At 45.6% G+C, this 19,010-nt stretch carries 18 protein-coding genes; 13 read left to right on the plus strand and 5 right to left on the minus strand.

The annotated features are described in order from the left end of the window. Positions 1-601: 601 nt before the first annotated feature. Positions 602-1,336: a YitT family protein gene (locus QF049_RS02450; RefSeq protein ID WP_036614465.1), complete on the plus strand. Its 735-nt coding sequence runs from the start codon at positions 602-604 to the stop codon at positions 1,334-1,336. A 125-nt stretch (positions 1,337-1,461) separates the two neighbouring features. Here QF049_RS02450 and QF049_RS02455 read toward each other — a convergent pair whose 3' ends face one another. Then, on the minus strand, positions 1,462-1,932 hold the full coding sequence (locus QF049_RS02455) for a DUF2188 domain-containing protein (RefSeq protein WP_307534592.1): 471 nt from the start codon (positions 1,930-1,932) through the stop codon (positions 1,462-1,464). A gap of 201 nt (positions 1,933-2,133) precedes the next feature. Between QF049_RS02455 and QF049_RS02460 the strand changes: the two genes are divergently transcribed. The 3 genes from QF049_RS02460 to QF049_RS02470 all read left to right on the plus strand — a co-directional run bounded on the left by QF049_RS02460 (position 2,134) and on the right by QF049_RS02470 (position 4,997). Beyond that, on the plus strand, positions 2,134-2,934 hold the full coding sequence (locus tag QF049_RS02460; RefSeq protein WP_076216967.1) for a lipid II flippase Amj family protein: 801 nt from the start codon (positions 2,134-2,136) through the stop codon (positions 2,932-2,934). A gap of 136 nt (positions 2,935-3,070) precedes the next feature. Further along, positions 3,071-3,679, plus strand: a complete 609-nt coding sequence (locus QF049_RS02465; protein WP_307534596.1) for a TetR/AcrR family transcriptional regulator — start codon at positions 3,071-3,073, stop codon at positions 3,677-3,679. Positions 3,680-3,761: 82 nt separating this feature from the next. Beyond that, complete coding sequence (locus QF049_RS02470; protein ID WP_307534598.1) at positions 3,762-4,997, plus strand: MFS transporter; 1,236 nt, start codon at positions 3,762-3,764, stop codon at positions 4,995-4,997. A gap of 70 nt (positions 4,998-5,067) precedes the next feature. Here QF049_RS02470 and msrA read toward each other — a convergent pair whose 3' ends face one another. Both msrA and QF049_RS02480 read right to left on the minus strand, forming a co-directional pair. Then, on the minus strand, positions 5,068-6,066 hold the full coding sequence (msrA, locus tag QF049_RS02475) for a peptide-methionine (S)-S-oxide reductase MsrA (RefSeq protein WP_307534600.1): 999 nt from the start codon (positions 6,064-6,066) through the stop codon (positions 5,068-5,070). 181 nt (positions 6,067-6,247) lie between these two features. Continuing rightward, entirely contained in the window at positions 6,248-6,937 is a 690-nt protein-coding gene (locus tag QF049_RS02480; protein WP_307534602.1) for a TVP38/TMEM64 family protein, read from the minus strand. A 121-nt stretch (positions 6,938-7,058) separates the two neighbouring features. Between QF049_RS02480 and QF049_RS02485 the strand changes: the two genes are divergently transcribed. Both QF049_RS02485 and QF049_RS02490 read left to right on the plus strand, forming a co-directional pair. Beyond that, the gene (locus tag QF049_RS02485) at positions 7,059-7,997 is read left to right on the plus strand and encodes a Gfo/Idh/MocA family protein (RefSeq protein WP_307534605.1); all 939 of its coding nucleotides are present in this window, start codon (positions 7,059-7,061) and stop codon (positions 7,995-7,997) included. Between the two features lie 32 nt (positions 7,998-8,029). Then, complete coding sequence (locus QF049_RS02490; protein ID WP_091028755.1) at positions 8,030-8,344, plus strand: hypothetical protein; 315 nt, start codon at positions 8,030-8,032, stop codon at positions 8,342-8,344. Positions 8,345-8,369: 25 nt separating this feature from the next. Here the strand turns inward: QF049_RS02490 and QF049_RS02495 are convergent, their stop codons facing one another. After that, entirely contained in the window at positions 8,370-9,188 is an 819-nt protein-coding gene (locus QF049_RS02495; RefSeq protein WP_307534607.1) for an AraC family transcriptional regulator, read from the minus strand. A gap of 190 nt (positions 9,189-9,378) precedes the next feature. On the opposite strand from QF049_RS02495, the gene QF049_RS02500 reads away from it, so the two are divergent. From QF049_RS02500 to QF049_RS02525, 6 genes are all read left to right on the plus strand, one after another. Then, positions 9,379-10,491: a Gfo/Idh/MocA family protein gene (locus QF049_RS02500; RefSeq protein WP_307534609.1), complete on the plus strand. Its 1,113-nt coding sequence runs from the start codon at positions 9,379-9,381 to the stop codon at positions 10,489-10,491. Between the two features lie 196 nt (positions 10,492-10,687). After that, on the plus strand, positions 10,688-11,656 hold the full coding sequence (locus QF049_RS02505; RefSeq protein WP_307534611.1) for a sugar phosphate isomerase/epimerase family protein: 969 nt from the start codon (positions 10,688-10,690) through the stop codon (positions 11,654-11,656). A gap of 24 nt (positions 11,657-11,680) precedes the next feature. Then, positions 11,681-12,409, plus strand: coding sequence for a ThuA domain-containing protein (locus QF049_RS02510; protein ID WP_017687549.1), 729 nt, complete (start codon positions 11,681-11,683; stop codon positions 12,407-12,409). Between the two features lie 333 nt (positions 12,410-12,742). Further along, positions 12,743-13,039 (plus strand): winged helix-turn-helix transcriptional regulator, encoded by a 297-nt coding sequence (locus QF049_RS02515; protein ID WP_167483707.1) that lies wholly within the window; start codon positions 12,743-12,745, stop codon positions 13,037-13,039. Between the two features lie 191 nt (positions 13,040-13,230). After that, positions 13,231-13,962, plus strand: coding sequence for a hypothetical protein (locus QF049_RS02520; protein ID WP_105599559.1), 732 nt, complete (start codon positions 13,231-13,233; stop codon positions 13,960-13,962). 197 nt (positions 13,963-14,159) lie between these two features. Next, positions 14,160-14,873: a hypothetical protein gene (locus tag QF049_RS02525; RefSeq protein WP_017687552.1), complete on the plus strand. Its 714-nt coding sequence runs from the start codon at positions 14,160-14,162 to the stop codon at positions 14,871-14,873. 87 nt (positions 14,874-14,960) lie between these two features. Here QF049_RS02525 and QF049_RS02530 read toward each other — a convergent pair whose 3' ends face one another. Continuing rightward, a complete protein-coding gene (locus QF049_RS02530; RefSeq protein ID WP_307534615.1) occupies positions 14,961-15,677 on the minus strand; it encodes a Crp/Fnr family transcriptional regulator in 717 nt (238 codons plus the stop codon). Between the two features lie 430 nt (positions 15,678-16,107). On the opposite strand from QF049_RS02530, the gene adhE reads away from it, so the two are divergent. Beyond that, positions 16,108-18,720, plus strand: coding sequence for a bifunctional acetaldehyde-CoA/alcohol dehydrogenase (gene adhE, locus QF049_RS02535; RefSeq protein WP_074095716.1), 2,613 nt, complete (start codon positions 16,108-16,110; stop codon positions 18,718-18,720). The last annotated feature ends 290 nt before the right edge of the window (positions 18,721-19,010 follow it).

Consider the following 19,010-nt stretch of genomic DNA (forward strand, 5'->3'; position numbering starts at 1 on the left):
GTCACGTTGGTGTTATATAATAGAAGAACAAGCAAGTTAGCTTTGGTGTTTAAACTGAATGAACTTGCAACTGCTGTAAGTTGGATTTACAATTTACACAGGAACGAAGAGTGCAGAACCCATCTGTAGAAGCGAAGCGTTCGCCTGAAAGCTTTTTGAATGAAAGCAGCTTGGGAAGCATAAGCTATCACCGGATTTTCCCCAGAGGGAAAATGGAATTCCAAAAATCCGGGGATAACCGCGATCGAAAGAGGGTACTGTAATCCAAATGTAAGTGTACAATTAAATGTTCAAGCTTATGCATTGTAGTTATTTTTCAGTTTAACTGAGCACAGCTAACCACAACAGAACAGAAAGGATCAGGATACCATGAGTTCCCGAAGGACAATCTCCCCAAGGACGATCTGGAAACGTTACGATCTCTCATACACATAGCGCCCCTTGTAGAGTACACCAACCGGTTCAAAAAAACGGCTGACTCTGCGAAAGAGGGGATTGGAATGAATATTCGAAGGACGTACACGATGATTTCTTCCAGGCTTACCTTTTGCAGGGTACGGTCGGTCTAAAAAACCAACCTACAAACTGCGAGGGAACCTGAATGAAGAGAACATCGTTAACCTTACAACACGTTAAAACAGAGGCGATCAAATTCGCCATTATGCTGCTCGGTACATTTATTTTAGCTTTTGCCTATTATCACATTAACTTTCAGAATCATTTATCGGAGGGCGGATTTGTTGGTCTGGCCCTGCTCGGAAAATACGCAACAGGCTTATCACCTGCTATCGGTATGTTGTTACTGGACATTCCGGTCATGATCCTGGCTTGGTTCCTCAAAGGCTGGAAATTCATGATTCAGGCATTGCTTGGCGTTGGTGCATTTTCCCTATTCTATGACGGCTTTGAACGATACTCCACACTGGTATTGTCGTTTAACGGAAATCTGTGGATTCCGGCAGTTCTATCCGGTATATTGACAGGGGTAGGCGCTGGGATCGTGCTTCGATTCGGTGGAGCGACAGGCGGAGATGATATTCTCGCCGTGCTGGTTAGCCGCTGGAAGGGATGGAAGCTGGGAACAGTTTTCTTTGTCAGCGATGCTTTTGTATTGGGATTGTCGCTTTTCTTTCTTCCGGTAAAAGAAACTTTATATACGATTCTGGCCGTATGGATTGCCAGTAAAGTCATCACGTACGTCGTTAGTGTTCCGGCTCGCGGAACCGTGGTTACAACTTCGGCTGTGAAATTGCCGATGCCATCGGCTGCAGCCAAGGCAGTTAACGCTGCTGCTATTTCACAACGGACTACGGTGGCTAGAGGGGTATCCAATTAACCATACGTTTCAGAACAACCATAACCTGTATGAATCATATTCAGGTCTTGATAGTTAACGTTCATATAAAATCCCTTTTGACTGCTCTTCAGCAGCAAAAGGGATTTTGTTGTTTTCCGATCCATTCAGGGCTTGATCGAAGAAGCAATCTGACCATCCTGATTATGGATAATCGCTCGAATATTTTGTTTTTTACTCAGTTCTTTGGCCTTATCTACAGCTTCTGCCTTAGTATCAAATGTGGACAGATAGGTAGACTTTCCTTCTTCTTTGATCGCCCAACCGGAGTCGGTAGGTACTACATGGATGTTATCATGACTTTTGGACGAAGAAACGGGCTCGGAATGACGACGTTCCGTGGAAGTCGACTTTTTGTGGTCGGAATGATCGGAAGAAGATGTGGAGTCCGATTTCGAACTTTCCGGTGCGGGATGATTTTCATCCCATTCTTCCGCCTTAGCTGTCGCTATGGCAATCGAGCGTCCTTCCTCATACCCGTCATCGAGCAGAGCATTGGCAATCTCAATTGCTTTATGTCTGACACGTGGTTCCAGGTTCTTCATGGATACCGGATAATCCTGTTTGTTCCAAGGCATATGAACCCCTCCTGTACAATAATGGATTAGTTGTATATTACCCTGTGAGGGGGAGGATAAACGATGAACATCCGAGGTCGTAAGTGCATTTACCGATGACCCAGAAGGATCTCGTTCCTATACTTTTGCAAGACAGAGGAGTATAATGCTGTCCATGAAAGAAATAAGTTCAACAAAAGGAATATAAAGGAGTACATACATATGTTTAGTCTTAGCCTGGCAATCCCTATGCTGTTCACCATGCTGATTCATGCCGCAGATAGCTTGTCCTATGCGCTGCGCCTTGGTGGGCTACGCACTCGCAGAATTGCGCTTGCCATTTCTTTGGCAGGTATCTTGCTGTTGGTTTCTCGAACCTCGAATATGGCCCAGGGTCCAATGGTAGGTAATCTGGTGGATACCGCAACACGTGGAGCCAATCCACACTTTGCAGCACAGCTGCACTGGTTAATGGGTGCGGCAACGATTGGAACGGCATTAGCCATATTGTGTTTTCCAACCATGGTGAAGCTCTCGTCGAGAATGGTTGTACATTTTGAAGCAGCCGGTTCTATCCCAGCAATGGTTCGCGGTATGCTGAAGCGAAGCAAGATTAGAAATGCAACGTATTACATCACCCCGCCATCCTGGAAGATGGCCAAACGATTGGTACAACATGGGATGCCAAGACGGTTAATGTTGCTTAATGTAGCGGTAACCGCAATCTATACCACAGGTGTCCTGTCCAGTTTATACGCAGCGTACCTTTACCCAGGGCAGGCTGTAGCTGCATCCCAATCAACCGGGTTAATTAACGGAATAGCGACTATTTTGTTAACCATCCTGATTGATCCGCGGATTTCCTTGCTCAGTGACCGATCATTACGTGGCGAGATCCGTTTGGATCGCATGAATCAGATTTATGGCTGCATGCTCGTATCCCGTCTATTCGGAACTCTGTTGGCACAGTTGTTATTAATTCCATTTGCGTATTGGATCGGTTGGATCGTAAGTATGATGTGACGAATTCTTTCGTGAATTGTAGCCAGGCACTCTCTTGTATATCTTTTGAAGCAGTAAATGAGAGGGTGCCAGTGCAAATTGAATTGACGAGGTATTTGTGCTGTGATACTATTAGACCGAATAGTCGGTTTAGTTTATGGAGGTTTTTCCAATCGAAGTCAAACGAAGAAAAGATGTTGCCCAGATTAAAAAAGACATTGCACGTAATACCAAGGAACTGTTTGCCCAAAAGGGATATAGTGCAACTTCCATGGAAGACATATGTACGATTAACAATCGGAGTAAAGGCAGTATCTATTATCATTTCAAAAGCAAAGAAGAGTTATTCATGTATCTAATCAAGCTTAATAATGAAGATTGGATGGATGCTTGGCTAGAGAAAGAATCCAGGTATGAGACAGCTGTAGATAAACTGTACGGACTTGCTGACCATTACGTGGATGATTTGGCTAACCCGCTGAATCACGCCATTAACGAGTTTGTCTCAGGTCAGGTCGTTAGTCAGGAGATGCTCGATGAGATGCTTTCCCTGATCCGAATTCCATATGCGACATACGAGTCCATTATTACTAAAGGGATGGAAGATGGGGAGTTAAAGACGGATGATCCACAGGATGTAATGCACATTATCTACGGTCTGTTTAGCGGATTGACTACACTCTATTACGAGAAGGACTTGGCGGATATTCGTCGTATTTACCACAAAGGCATGGCCAGTTTGCTAGCAGGCATTCAACAACGTTAACCATGAAAAGCTGATGTAACGTCAGTTTTTCTTTTTAAATATTAATAAACCGGACAGTCGGTTTTAAAAAAGGAGATGGAGAATGAACACATTGTTCAGAAACAAAGCTTTTTTAATCGTTACAGGGTCTGATCTGCTGCAAAATCTGGCGATATGGATCCGAAATATGGCGATCCTCTATTATGTAATGGATCGAACTCAGGGGAGTCCAATAGCCGTCTCGCTGATTACCGTACTTGAATATGCCCCGATTTTTGTTTTCTCCATCATTGGCGGTGCACTTGCTGATCGCTGGAATCCCAAACGTACAATGATACTGGGAGATATTCTGAGTGCGTTGTCTATTGTCATGATTATTGGCGTTTTATCTTCCGGGTATTGGCAGATTCTATACGTAGCCACGTTTGTATCCTCTATCGTTAGCCAGTTTTCGCAACCATCCTCTCTAAAGATTGTGAGGCGAAATGTAAAGGGAGAACATTTGCAATCTGCAATTGCTATTACACAGAGTGGTCAATCGTTGTTTTTAATTCTCGGACCAATCGTCGGAACGTTTATATACACTGCAATGGGAATTCAGGCATCCATGTACGCATTACTCATTCTATTCCTCACCTCTGCGCTTCTACTCACATTTCTGCCTAAAGACGCCACTCAGCGGGAAACAAATACCTCATTATTAGCGGATATCAAAGAGGGCTGGCAATATGTTGCTCGATCTCGCTCGTTAAAAATGCTTAGTCTGGTATTCATCTGTATAGGGCTTTCTGCGGGTCTCATCAGCCCACTTGGAATATTTCTGATCACCGAACGTCTGGGACTTGAAGCAACGTCGTTACAGTTTTTGTCAGGTGCATCTGGAATAGGTTTATTGATTGGAGGAGGGATTGCGGCTGCTGTAAGTAGCAAGTTGAATCAGACTTTAACTCTAATCGTAGGTGTGCTGTGTCTGGCTGTAGCCACGATGGGGGAAGTGTTATCCAGTTGGTTCTGGCTGACCCTTTTGATCAGCTTCTTAAGCTCAATCAGTTTGGCATTCATCAACGTCATCATCTCCACGTACTTGGTCACCCGTATTGATGAGCACTTGATCGGGAGAGTGAATGGCACCATCACACCTTTATTCATAGGAAGCATGCTTCTTGGATCTTCCATGGCAGGTGTACTGATGAACAGCACATCCATTTTTATCGTCTACGCAATCTCGGTTACCGTGATGATCATGGGTATTGTTCCAGCGATGCGAATTCAATTTCATAATGATCAGACGGCTTCTGCCAGCCAATTGAATTCGGAAATTTCTTCGAGCCAAACCTAAATCAATGCATTCTCGTGTAACAATAGTTCGTCTATTAAAAACAAAAACGTACAACAAAAAAGCAGCGGGATCATCCCACTGCTCTTTTTGTATTTGTATTATAACTTATTGGAAAAGGACGGGCGTACTCACCGTATCCTTCTTTTTGCAAGTCTTCTTTGGGTACAAAACGAAGTGCCGCAGAGTTGATGCAATAACGCATTCCACCTGCTTCGGCAGGACCATCGTTGAACAGGTGACCCAGATGGGAATCACCCTCACGACTTCTCACTTCCGTACGAATCATGAAGTGGCTGAGATCGGTTTTTTCCTTCACGTTGTGGTCACGCAATGGACGTGTGAAGCTCGGCCAGCCGCAGCCGGAATCGTATTTGTCGGTAGAACTGAACAATGGCTCGCCAGATACGATGTCCACATAGATACCATCACCGTGGTGATCCCAGAATTCGTTATGGAATGCAGGCTCGGTTGCGCTGTTCTGCGTAACTTCATATTGAAGCGGCGTCAGACGCTCTTTCAGCCCGTCTTTGTCCACATTACCGGACCAGTTACGTTCGATGAAATCTACACGTCCAGAACCTTTGCTGTAGCGTTTGTAATGGGCAGGGTTCTTCCGGTGATAATTTTGATGATGTTCTTCCGCTTCATAGAACGGTTTGGCTGGCAAAATGGGAGTGAAGATTGGTTTGTCAAAACGTCCGCTTTGTCCCAGCTCCGCTTTGGAAGCTTCCGCAATCTGGCGCTGTTCTTCGCTGTGATAGAAGATGGCCGTCTGATAGGAGGATCCACGGTCATGGAATTGCCCGCCTGTATCCGTAGGATCAATCTGCTGCCAGAACAGTTCAACCAGTTTCTTATAAGGGAAGATGGCAGGGTCAAACGTAATTTGTACAGCCTCTACATGTCCTGTTGTCTCCGAGCAGACCTCTTCATATGTTGGATTCTCGGTATGTCCTCCTGTATAACCCGATACGATCTTATGAATACCGGGCAGTTCTTCAAAGGGGGACACCATACACCAGAAGCATCCGCCTGCAAAAGTTGCTAACTCACTTGAATGTTGTTCCATGCTATAGTCACTCCATTTCTGATGAAGATTTAGCGCTCGTGTTCGAGCTCCAGCAATCTACCGTTTTATTAAAACTTGTTACACAAGCATTAGGCTTGCTCTTCTATTATATCCTGAATTGGCAAGCCAACCAAGCCGGAATGAAAACAAGCTGAATCTGAACGGTTTGCGAATTCTGAATTCAGGCTTTGTTGCGTGACCGAAAGCGAAATAAGAGCAATACAATGGCCATGAGCACCAGATATCCGGCAAGGATGGCCAGGCTCAGCCAGATGGACGTTTCAGCCTGTGCACCTGCATAGGCAAAAACAAAAATCGCTGGCAATTTGCCAATGGCCGTGGCAACCATGAAGACCCAGAATGGCGTGTACGTTATACCTGCGTAAATATTAACGGCCATCTGAGGCACGATCGGCAACAGTCGCATCGACATGACACCCATGAACGGATGTGCTTCCATCCATGTGGTAAAACGGTTAAGACCCCGAATGCGTTCGAGGTACGATCTCGCCTGATGTCTGAAGATGGTTCTTGCTCCGCCATAAACGAGCATGGCTGCAAGTGTGGTGCCAAGCCAGCATATCCAGGCTGCCGTGGTGGTACCGTAACTGTAACCAAAGGCGATAATAACAAACTTATAAGGAATGACAGGCACAAGAGCAAACAATGTTGCCATGGCGAGTAACAGCGGAATGGACTGATGAAGATCGGTCCAGGCCAGCAGTTCATATCTGTAAATAAACGTGACTCCTGCAAGTAAAACATATAACAGAAGCCATAACCATTTTCGCAAAATCCCAAACGCTCCTTTCAGATCAGGCAGGTCTGGTCGTGTCCCGATCTGTACTGCTGTTCCTCCTAAGTTTACCACGTTCGCCCATTGTCTGAACAATTCGTGCGAAGTCTGCTGCAATCACTGGCAAGTTGCTGTCTGAAGGGTTACACTATAGGACGTGGAAATATAGAACCAAACTGAAGGTGGAATGATCATCATGGAAACAACCCAACGTAAACGAGTTGCAATTATCGGCCTCGGCGATATTGCACGTAAAGTATATTTGCCGCTGTTAACAGCTCATCCGAACGTGGAGATTGTAGGCATTATGAACCGATCTCCGGAGCCGGTCAAAGCCGTTCAAAAGGCGTATAGATTAGAACGGGGAACAACGGATCTGAAAGAACTGTTGTCCTGGGATCTGGATGCGGTGTTTGTACATACAGCAACGGAAGCACACTTTGATATTGTCATGCAATGTCTGGAACAGGGATTAGCCGTGTACGTAGACAAGCCGTTATCCTATACGATTCGGGAGTCGGAAGAGATGACTGCTTTTGCCGAGGCACAAGGGCTGTTGCTGGCAGTGGGCTTCAACCGCAGATTCGCACCGATGTACCAAAAAGCCAAAGAATGGATGCAGGGTGGAAAAGGCTTTGAATCCTTGACAGTGACCAAACATCGTACAGGCATTCAGGATCGTCCTGCGGCAGAAACCATCTATGATGATCTCATCCATATCCTGGACCTGATGTTGTGGTACTCGGATCATAATGTGGAGTTACTTCATCAATGGATTCGGAAGAATGATCTGGACAGACTGCTGCATGCAACCGGAACGGCCAAGCTGGGCAGAACAGCCTACGGTCGATTCGATATGGTGCGTGAAGCTGGGGCAGATCTGGAGAAGATCGAATTGCATGGTGGTGGACGATCTGTTGAAGTGGTAAACATGGAGACGATCAGCTACATGGAACAGGGGAGTCTGGAAACCAAAGAAACGTTCGGGAGCTGGGACACCGTGTTAACACGCAGAGGTTTTAGCGGAGCAGTTGACAATTTCCTGGCTTGTCTGGACTCACCTGATGATTGCCTGATCAGTGCAAGTCATGTCATGGACAGTCATGAACTGGCTGAACAATTGATTCGCAAATAATTGCAGAATACACATACGGAGGAATACAAGTCATGGATGAATATGAAAAGGAACGTAATAAACAGATCGAGGAAGCTGTTATAGAAACCTATAAACAGGAAGAAGAGATGATGATCCTCGTATTTGCACAGTGGTGTGTCAATAATGGTTTGGACCCGGAAGAGATGTACCGGCAAGCCTACCCGAATCAGCAGAGCAACGAGCGTTTGCAGCAGGTGCAGAAGCTGATTGTATCCAAGGAGGAAGCCGGTGAGATCCCGGATGATACTGTACTTGGCGTGTTGTCCATGTTTGGCAATGAAGATCTGGCGATGGTTGTATCCGAGGCCATAGCCGCGCGCAAATAAGTTCAACTTACGTATACTGGTATGATTACATCTGTTCCCGGTGAATGACGCGGAATTCCTTCGGCGACATGCCGAACCGGGAACGGAATACCCGATGAAAATAGGTATAGTTGTTAAAGCCGGAAGACTCAGACACTTGCTCCAGGGTCATTGGACTGAAAATAATCCGTTCCCTGGCCATATTCAGCCGTACGTCAAGCGTGTATTGCATGATGCTTTTGCCAAACGCTTCTTTGAAGAGATGTACACCCCGTGAGACACTGATGCCAATATGTGTTGCCACATCATCCAGCTTGAATAAAGAGGAAGCGTTTTCTTCAATGTAATTCTTGATCTCATAAGCCACATAATTGGTGTTGGTTATCGTTGGATGCTCCGCGAGCAGACGATCCACTTCGAGACATAAAATTCGCATATAATAACTTGAAATCTCCGGATAAGGATTGGAGATGCGGCGCTGCTCCAGTACGAGCTGTCGAAACAGGACCAAGAGGCTTTCCGTCAGTTCGACTTTGATTCGGATCGGCCGTTTGTGACGTTTCCACCACTCATCCACCCAGGAACCATTAAAGAAGATGTGATAGTCGCCACTCTCTACCAGTCGTTCTCCCATCGGATTGGTTTCATTGTCTATTCTCAGCTCATAGGGCTCGTCAGGATCAAAAAGAAGCAGATCGCCCGCATCCACCAGGGACATGTCCCCGTCTATGCGTGCACGGCAACGTCCGTCTGTTTGCAGTCTTAACAGGTAGTTCTTCACCCCTTCAGGCTGCACCATAGCGTAGGGTTTACGATGAAATGAAAAGCCTGCTGTAAGAACTTGGCAGGTTTGATCTGTCGGCATGGGCATACTCCTTGCAATTTGAAAATTATGACCAGATAGTTCATGTTTCAATCATATTATTCATTTTAATTGAAGCTGAAACGGAATACCATAGTATTAGATTTAAGGAACAGGAAACATCCAACAAAACATATGTATCTCAACCATTCAAACGCAGATTTTCACCATGCGTAAGGAGATGAACGTCACAGTGGAGAAAATGAAAGCAGGCATCATCGGGTGTGGTAACATCAGCGCCATCTACTTGGAAAATCTCAAAAACAACCCGATCATTGAAGTCGTGGCTGTTGCGGATTTGATTCGTGAACGCGCTCAGGAACGGGCAGATGAATTTAATATCGCAAACGTTTACAATGTAGATGAGTTGCTGCAAAATAACGAAATTGAACTTGTGTTGAACCTTACGGTTCCTGGCAGTCACGCGATGACCGATCTGGCTGCACTCGAAGCAGGCAAACATGTGTATGCCGAGAAGCCGCTGGCAATTTCTCTTGAGGATGGTCGCAAGGTTGTTGAGTTGGCTGAGGAAAAGGGTTTGTATGTTGGTTCTGCACCGGACACCTTCCTTGGTTCAGGGGTACAGACAGCTCGTAAAGCCATTGAGGATGGGCTGATTGGTAAGCCGGTTGCAGCGACTTCATTCTTTATGGGTGGAGGACCAGAAGCTTGGCATCCTAATCCGGAGTTCTTTTATGTTGCAGGCGGCGGACCCATGTTTGATATGGGACCTTACTACCTGACCGCTCTGATTACGCTGCTTGGACCGATACGCAGAATCAGTGCCTCGGCAGGCATACAGATTGCAGATCGCAAGATTGGCTCTGGGCCGAAGGAAGGTACAGCACTGCAAGTAGAGACGCCTACCCACTTGGCAGGAACCATTGATTTTGCAGAAGGTGCCATTGCAACCATGATCACCAGTTTCGATATTCGCGGAGCTTCGGATCTGCCACGTATTGAAATCTATGGTACAGAAGGTACGCTTAGTGTACCGGACCCCAATTATTTTAACGGGGAAGTGAAGGTTCGCAGATACGGTCAAGACACTTGGGAGACGGTCAAACCAGTCTTCGAAAGTGGACAAAACGAACGAGGCATCGGCGTAACCGAAATGGTCGAATCCATTCGTGCCGGACGGGAACACAAAGCCAGTGGCAAGCTTGCTTATCACGTACTGGAAGCCATGCATTCATTCCAGCGTTCTTCACTTGAAGGCAAGCATATACATCTGGAAAGCAGCTATGATTCTTTTGCAGTAACTCGCACAGTTCAAACTGAAATTGAAACCGTGGAATCCCACTAGTCTGAGTAAAAAGTGTTCGAAGCTTGTGCTCTTACGAGTGAAGCAGAATAACCAGTATTCTTACGTTCAATTTCAGGATAGAAACACTCTCGATTTTCCACACTAATCAAACAGGCATGTGATCTGAACGGTAATTGTAGTTCAATATTCATGAATTCAGCAATCATACGATATCTAATCCAGGGAGGAATCGCACTTGAAACTCGGCGTATTTTTGGTACTATTCGGAGGACGTAAATTGGAGGATGCTCTTGATTATGTAGCATCCAAGGGATTAAAAGCAGTAGAGATCGGAACAGGCGGACATCCAGGCAATGCACATTGTAAGCCAGATGAGTTGTTAAGCAATCCTACAGCATTGAAAAACTTCAAAAATGCAGTGGAATCACGTGGTTTGACGATCAGTGCACTTAGCTGTCACGGTAACCCGCTACATCCACAAAAGGATATTGCCAAAGGATTTCACGATGATTTTGTTAAAACGGTAGAACTTGCTGAGAAGCTGGAAGTACCTGTAGTGAATACTTTCTCCGGTTGTCCGGGAGACCATGAGGATGCCAAATATCCGAACTGGCCTGTTGCACCATGGCCAAATGACTTCCAGGAGATCCTGAAGTGGCAGTGGGAGAACAAAGTTATCCCTTACTGGACAGAGTGGGGTAAATTTGCAGCAGATCGTAAAGTAAAAGTTGGATTGGAGCTGCACGGTGGATTCTCCGTTCATACTCCAGCAACATTGCTTAGACTCCGTGAAGCAGCCGGTGAAGTGATCGGAGCCAATCTTGACCCAAGTCACATGTGGTGGCAAGGTATTGATCCGGTTCAGGCAATTCACATCTTGGGACGTGAAGGAGCCATCCATCACTTCCATGCAAAAGATACAACAATTGATCCGGTAAACGTGAACAAACACGGTGTAACGGATATGCAGGACTATACCAATATGCTGGATCGGGCTTGGCAGTTCCGCTCGGTTGGTTATGGACATGATAACAAGACATGGGCAGACATTATGAGTGCCTTGCGTCTGGTCGGATATGATTATGTAGTAAGTATTGAGCACGAAGACGGTCTCATGTCGGTTGAAGAAGGATTCTCTAAAGCTGTGCAAAATCTCCAGCAAGTATTAATCGAAGAACCGCTGGGCGATATGTGGTGGGTTTAGAGCTACACTAGGGGGAAATTGAATATGATCAACGTCACCATTTGGAATGAATTTGTCCATGAGAAAATTCACGATGAAGTAAGGGAAGTCTACCCGGATGGTCTGCATCGAGCACTGGCTGACGGACTTGGCGGCGAAGGCTTTGCTATTCGTACAGCTACACTGGATCAGCCTGAACACGGATTAAGTGATGAAGTGCTGAATTCCACAGATGTGCTCATATGGTGGGGACATATGGCACATGATCGCGTAAGCGATGAGATCTCACAGAAGGTCGCGCAGCGAGTGCTGAACGGGATGGGGATGATTGTGCTCCATTCAGGTCATTTCTCCAAACCATTCAAAGCACTGATGGGAACCAGCTGCGATCTGAAGTGGCGTGTAGCTGACGAGCAGGAAATTGTATGGTGTGTTAACCCATCTCATCCGATTGCGGATGGCATCGAAGGCAAGATTGTATTGGAAAAAGAAGAGATGTACGGTGAATTCTTCGATATTCCAGTACCGGATGAACTGGTGTTTGTAAGCAACTTCCAAGGTGGGGAAGTATTCCGGAGCGGATGTACGTTCCGGCGTGGTGAAGGTAAAATCTTTTATTTCCGACCAGGTCATGAGACGTATCCGACCTATTACAAGCCGGAAATATTAAGAGTAATCAGCAACGCAGTGAAATGGGCATATCCTGCCCGCAGTTTTAAGCCGGAATTTGGCAAGAGCGAACCTGTAAGACCATTTGGTGGCGTGCTGGTCTAATTCACTAACTCAATCGTGAAATGGAAATTATATAAGTTTTATTCAAAAAGAACCCTTCTCCGAGTCATTGATGACTGTGGCAGTTGGGTTCTTTTTGGGTAAGATAGTACTATGGGGAAGTTATACGATATTTCCCATGGTTACGACGTAGCGTGTAATGTATACTGGGATGTATGATCCATTTTGGATGTTATGCTTCTAAAATTTAAACTTTTTAGTTGCAGGCGTTTTCTTTGAAGCTTAAATATGTTATTATGAAATATACTAACAAAATGTAAGTTGGTTTGAGTGATCTCTAAAGAGGTGATTAATGTGGAAGGTCAAGACTTGCGGATGTGTCCGCGTTTTGAGACGGCGTTTTCTTTTTTGGGCAAGCGCTGGAATGGTTTAATTATTCAAACGTTGATGAGTGGTTCGAAGCGATTCAAGGATATCTCCAATCTGATTCCATCCATGAGTGATAAGATGTTATCCGAACGGATGAAAGATCTGGAGAGTGAAGGTATTCTGGTTCGTCACGTCTATCCCGAGACGCCAGTTCGTATTGAATATGAACTGACGGAGAAAGGTAGAGCGCTCCAGCCCGTCATGAATCAAATTCAAGACTGGGCTGAGCAGTGGGTTGACTAACGTATAAGCATCACCCACTTTTGTTACATGAATGACATAGACTCCTGATTTCCGTGGAAATCAGGGGTTTTTGTCTTAAGTATTAGGTGGATCGGCGTTTTTCTCCTGGGCTATGCACATGTTGTCATGAGTTGTAGTATAATCTATAGAAAATGGCCACAGACGGCCGGAGCGAAGGAGGCCCACTTGTCATGAGAGAAGAAAGCTTATCCCGTGAAGTACGCTACGGCAAAGAAGATATTGCAGAACTTGAGAGCGCATCCATTCAGGTCCATCTAATTTATAAAAAAGCTGCGGAGTTGTTCAAGCGCACAGCATATTCCCGTTCAATTAAGGATGATCTTGCCGAAGTGAATACGCATTCTGTGAACAGCGATGGTCCGAGATTAGCTCCGGCGGTGCTGCAAAAATGGATTCAAACGTCCAGGGGCTGGAAGTGTATCGGATGTGAGCTGGGACAACCTGATTCAACGACTTCTCAGATGGAAGAAACCATCCATGGTAAGCGGTTGGTTCTGGATGTGGGAGAAGGTCGGCTGGTTCAGGCAGAAATGCTGATTCAGGCGGTTGTTTGGTCACAATATGAGAAGATTCGAATGTTTGCACCATGGCTTGGTGATGAACCCTTTTACAGCGTGCAGGAACTGGATGTCATTGCCCGTTATATTGTGCCTACCTATTTTTCGGAACGACCTTTGCATGAGCAAGGGAAGGTGTTCAAGGTACATCAACAATATGGGCAGATTCCGTTGTATCAGGAGTATGTAGACGCACCTTCATGCTGCGTGCAGGTGGACGGTGGATTGCTTGAAGGGCGATTGCTGACAGGTGTATACGTATCTGAGGAGCAGTTTTTCGGGCTTAATCCATATCTGAAAGATGGCGATGGAGGACGGACATATATGCAGGCTAGTGTCCAGTGATAACGTAACCAATGAGAACATAAAAATGCTTTAGATTGGAGAGCCTGTGTGCAGGCTCTCTTTCTTGTACAAGCCTTATTTGGAGGCGGTACCCTATAAAAGTAACGGCTTTGACACTTTTTTTTGCCGAGGGTTGTGCCATAATAGAGGTTATGGACAACAGGGTGAATGATTTTACGCAGGGTGGTGTTACCTACATGATGAAGAAAATCCCCGGTTACATAGGTGTATGTTTGCTCCTACTGGCGATCTTGGCTGGTTGTAGTGAGACACAGCCTTCTGAGCAGCCAATTGTCAAAGAGACAGAAACAGCGAATACAATCACAGTGGCTGTAGATGGCAGTACGTTTTTGCCTGATGCAACAAAGTCCATTAAGCGAGATTTTAGTGAGGGTTTGACACTCAAAAAAGCATTACTCAATAGCGGACTGGTCGATTTTACGGCAGATGGCAAACGGATTCAATCCGTCGGTGAAGTTTCTCTGGATTCTTCGCTTAGCTGGGCTGTCAAATTGAATGGCAAGGATATTGAGCAGGAAGATTGGGACATGGAACTTCATGCCAAAGATGAAGTGATCATTTACGTGAAAGCCGCTGACAGTGGGGGGGATGGCGTTGCATATCAGACAACGTTACTCAAGGTTAGCGGTGGAAACATTATGCCAACCCTTAATCGTCAATATGCCGGCGTCTACGTTCAAGAGTGCACAGTTCGCGATGTGTTGAAGTCCAGCGGCATTGTAAGAATGTCGGAGAATAACAAATTTGTCGTTTCGGTCGAGAATGTTACGCCTCGTATGAATGAGCGATGGGTCATTATGGTAAATGACAAAGAATTAATGGAAAATGGTCTGGACATGAAATTGAATCCACGTGATGCGGTAAAGCTTGAATTGACCAATGCATCCTAAGTATACCAAGAAGCCCAATCTCTTTTTAGAGAACTGGGCTTTTTTTCATTAAATATATAAGTAATATCCGATTAGCATAGCCAAATGTTAAATACGACAGATCTCGTTCGGGCAAAGCTCACAGTGACAGATCCCTTGCAGCATCTTCAGATCTTTGATAACAATCATGCCATTGTCATATTCAATCCCATCTTTCTTACGCAGGTCGCTTAACATGCGGTTTACACTTTCACGAGTGGCTCCAATCATATTGGATAGGTCCGTGTGGGTAATTTTTTTGTGTATAATGACATGCTCTCCATGAGGCTCACCATACGAATTCGACAACCGAATAAGGGTGGAGCAGAGTGCACCTGGTTTGCCATATAACATGAGATCCCGGAACTTGGTCTGTGTCAAACGGTGGTGGATGCCCATCCATTTCATAAAGTCGATCGCAAAGTCACAATGCTGGCAGATTAACATCTCCAGGTCTTTATGCTCCAGTACACCGATCTCACTATCCTCCAGCACTTCCGCTGAGAAGCTGTGTTTAGAGCCGAAAAAGGGATCAGCCTGCCCAATCATATCACCGGATTGATACATGTACATGATCAGTTCCTTGCCTTCATCCGTGGATTTGGTGATCTGGGCACGACCCCGTTTCATATAATAAAGTTTGTCAGAGATGTCGCCTTCCCAGTACAGATGTGTACCTTCCGGATAGGTTCTATCTTTCATGGTAACCAGCAAATGGTTGAAATTCGCTTCCGAGAAACAGTTAGTATTACCGCGCTTTTCCAGTACAGTTGTTAGTTCTGTCATAAGTCTATCTCCCCTTTATGTCCATCGGACGACCTTCTGTAGTAAGCAGTAGCCTCCGAGGTTCGCCGCAAACCGTTGCCGTCCTGATCAGGGTCATCTCGGCCGGGAGGAAGGACGGTACAAATTGCGGTGGTTCAATTTTTAAGTTCAGTATATACCTAATCTTACCGTTTGAGGGGGAAGGAAAGGGGGCAAAAATGACGAAATTTCAAACATTGTGATAAAATTCACTTTTAATGGAGAGGATGAATTCTACAGCCCTATATTTTAAATAGGAAGTGAAAATGGTCGTATGAAGGACACTACAAAACTTAAATTAAATTTGTTATACTTTGTGAAAAAAATCACATAATTAAGTTTATTGTCATGTTACGATGTGAATGTAAACGAGAGAGACAAACTAATACGAACCTTTAGGAGGATGAGGGAGATGGCTGTAAAGAACGAAGTCGCCCCAGCAAAAGAACCGACAGCAGGTCAGTATATTCAAACGTTAATCGACAAAGCGAATAAAGCACACGCCGCATTCATGAAGATGGACCAGAAGCAGATTGACCGGATTGTGCAAGCGATGGCGCTTGCGGGTCTGGATAAACACATGATGCTCGCCAAGATGGCCGTAGAAGAAACGGGCCGCGGAGTGTATGAGGATAAAATCACCAAAAATATATTTGCAACAGAATATGTGTACCACAGCATCAAGTATGACAAAACCGTAGGTGTGATTGAAGATAACGAGTATGAGAGCTTCCAGAAAATTGCGGAGCCGGTCGGCATTATTATGGGGATTACACCGGTCACGAACCCAACATCAACGACGATGTTTAAAGCATTGATTTCCATCAAGACGCGTAACCCGATCATCTTTGGTTTCCACCCATCTGCACAGAATTGTAGCCGGGAAGCTGCTAAAATCCTGCTGGAAGCGGCTGTGAAACATGGTGCACCAGCAGATTGTATTCAATGGATTGATGATCCTTCCATGGATCGTACAAACGAACTGATGAATCACAATGATGTGGCTCTCATTCTGGCAACAGGCGGATCAGGCATGGTACGTGCAGCGTACAGCTGTGGTAAACCTGCACTGGGCGTAGGACCGGGTAACGTACCTTGCTTTATCGAGAAAAGCGCAGATATCAATCAGGCAGTGACGGATTTGATCCTATCCAAGTCTTTCGATAACGGCATGATCTGTGCTTCTGAACAAGCGGTAATCATTGAAGAACCGATCTTTGATCAAGTGAAGAAAAAAATGATTGCAAATGGCTGTTACTTTGTTAACAAAGATGAAGCAGCAAAATTGACCGCAGGTGCAATTAATGCCGAGAAATGTGCGGTGAACCCGGCGATTGTTGGTCAATCTGCGGTGAGCATTGCGAAGTTGTGCGGAATTGAAGTTCCAGCAGGCACCAAAATTCTCGTGGCAGAGATTGAAGGAGTAGGTACGAAATTCCCATTGTCGGCTGAAAAATTAAGTCCGGTACTCGCTTGTTACAAAGTTAAAACGGCAGCAGAGGGCATTGAGCGTGCAGCAGAAGTGGTTGCTTTTGGCGGCATGGGTCACTCCTCGGTTATCCACTCCACAAATGAAGAAGTGATTGGCAAATTCGCAGATCGTCTGCAAACTGGACGGATTATTGTGAACTCACCATCCACACACGGTGCCATCGGGGATATCTACAACACAAACATGCCGTCATTGACACTGGGATGCGGATCATACGGACGTAACTCGACTTCTTCCAACGTAACCGCTGTGAACTTAATCAATGTGAAAAGGGTGGCTCGTCGTACCGTGAATATGCAATGGTTCAAAGTGCCGAACAAAGTCTACTTCGAAAAAGGGGCAACACAGTATCTTGCCAAAATGCCTGACATCACACGTGTGGCCATTATTACGGATGCAATGATGGTTAAGCTTGGATATGTTGAAAAGGTAGAACACTATCTGCGTCAACGCCAAATGCCAGTAGCAATCGAAGTATTCTCCGATGTTGAGCCAGATCCATCCACAACAACAGTAGATCGCGGAACCGAAATGATGCGACGCTTTCAACCAGACTGCATTATCGCACTCGGCGGTGGATCACCGATGGATGCTGCGAAAGCTATGTGGTTGTTCTATGAATATCCGGACACGGACTTCAACGATCTGAAACAAAAATTCATGGATATCCGCAAACGGATCTACAAATATCCACGTCTCGGCGTAAAAGCGAAATTTGTAGCGATTCCAACCACATCCGGTACAGGTTCTGAAGTGACATCGTTCGCGGTTATCACAGATAAAAATCAAGGTAACACCAAATATCCATTGGCCGACTATGAGCTGACACCAGACGTAGCGATTGTTGATCCGGAGTTCGTATACTCCCTGCCTAGAACAGCCGTTGCCGATACAGGTATGGACGTACTGACGCATGCGATTGAAGCTTATGTATCTGTTATGGCCAATGATTACACGGATGGACTTGCGATCAAAGCAATCCAGCTGGTATTCCAATACCTGGAGCAATCTGCGCTGCAAGGAGATAAACTGGCACGTGAGAAAATGCATAATGCTTCCACCATTGCCGGTATGGCGTTTGCCAACGCATTCCTGGGCATTAACCACAGCTTGGCGCATAAATGGGGCGGTCAGTACCACACCGCACACGGACGCACCAATGCGATCCTGATGCCACACGTCATTCGTTACAACGCGAAAAAACCGACCAAATTTGCATCGTTCCCGAAATATTCACACTTTGTAGCGGATGAGCGGTATGCCGAAATTGCCCGGATTCTGGGATTGCCTGCACGTACAACAGAAGAAGGCGTAACCAGTCTTATCAATGCCATTCGCAAACTGAACAAAACATTGGGCATTGAAGAATCGTTCCAGGAAATCGGATTTGATGCCAAAGACTTTGAAGCACATGTAGATTATCTGGCTGACCGTGCCTTCGAAGACCAATGTACAACTGCCAATCCGAAGTTGCCGTTGGTAACTGAACTGGCTGATGTATACCGCAACGCTTTCTACGGAAAGTTTGAATAACAAATCTAGAACGAAGCGTGACTTACGGCAAGAAGATCAGGGTTCCCCGAGAGGGGAGCCCCGATTGCCATCTTTCACACAATAACGAGAGGGCAGAAAAACAGAAGAGCGAAGCACCTGTTTTTCAGGTTTTATTCTAAGATTTGATTTGCTCCGAGCATAGAGGAGCAAAAGGGTTCTAAAGAGGTAGTAATGGAATTCGTGAGGTGGCTGTTTGAGTCAGATGTTCACACAATAACGAAGAGGGCAGAAAAACAGAAGAGCGAAGCACCTGTTTTTCAGGAAATGGT

The organism is Paenibacillus sp. W4I10, from assembly GCF_030816325.1.
GTDB lineage: Bacteria > Bacillota > Bacilli > Paenibacillales > Paenibacillaceae > Paenibacillus > Paenibacillus amylolyticus_B.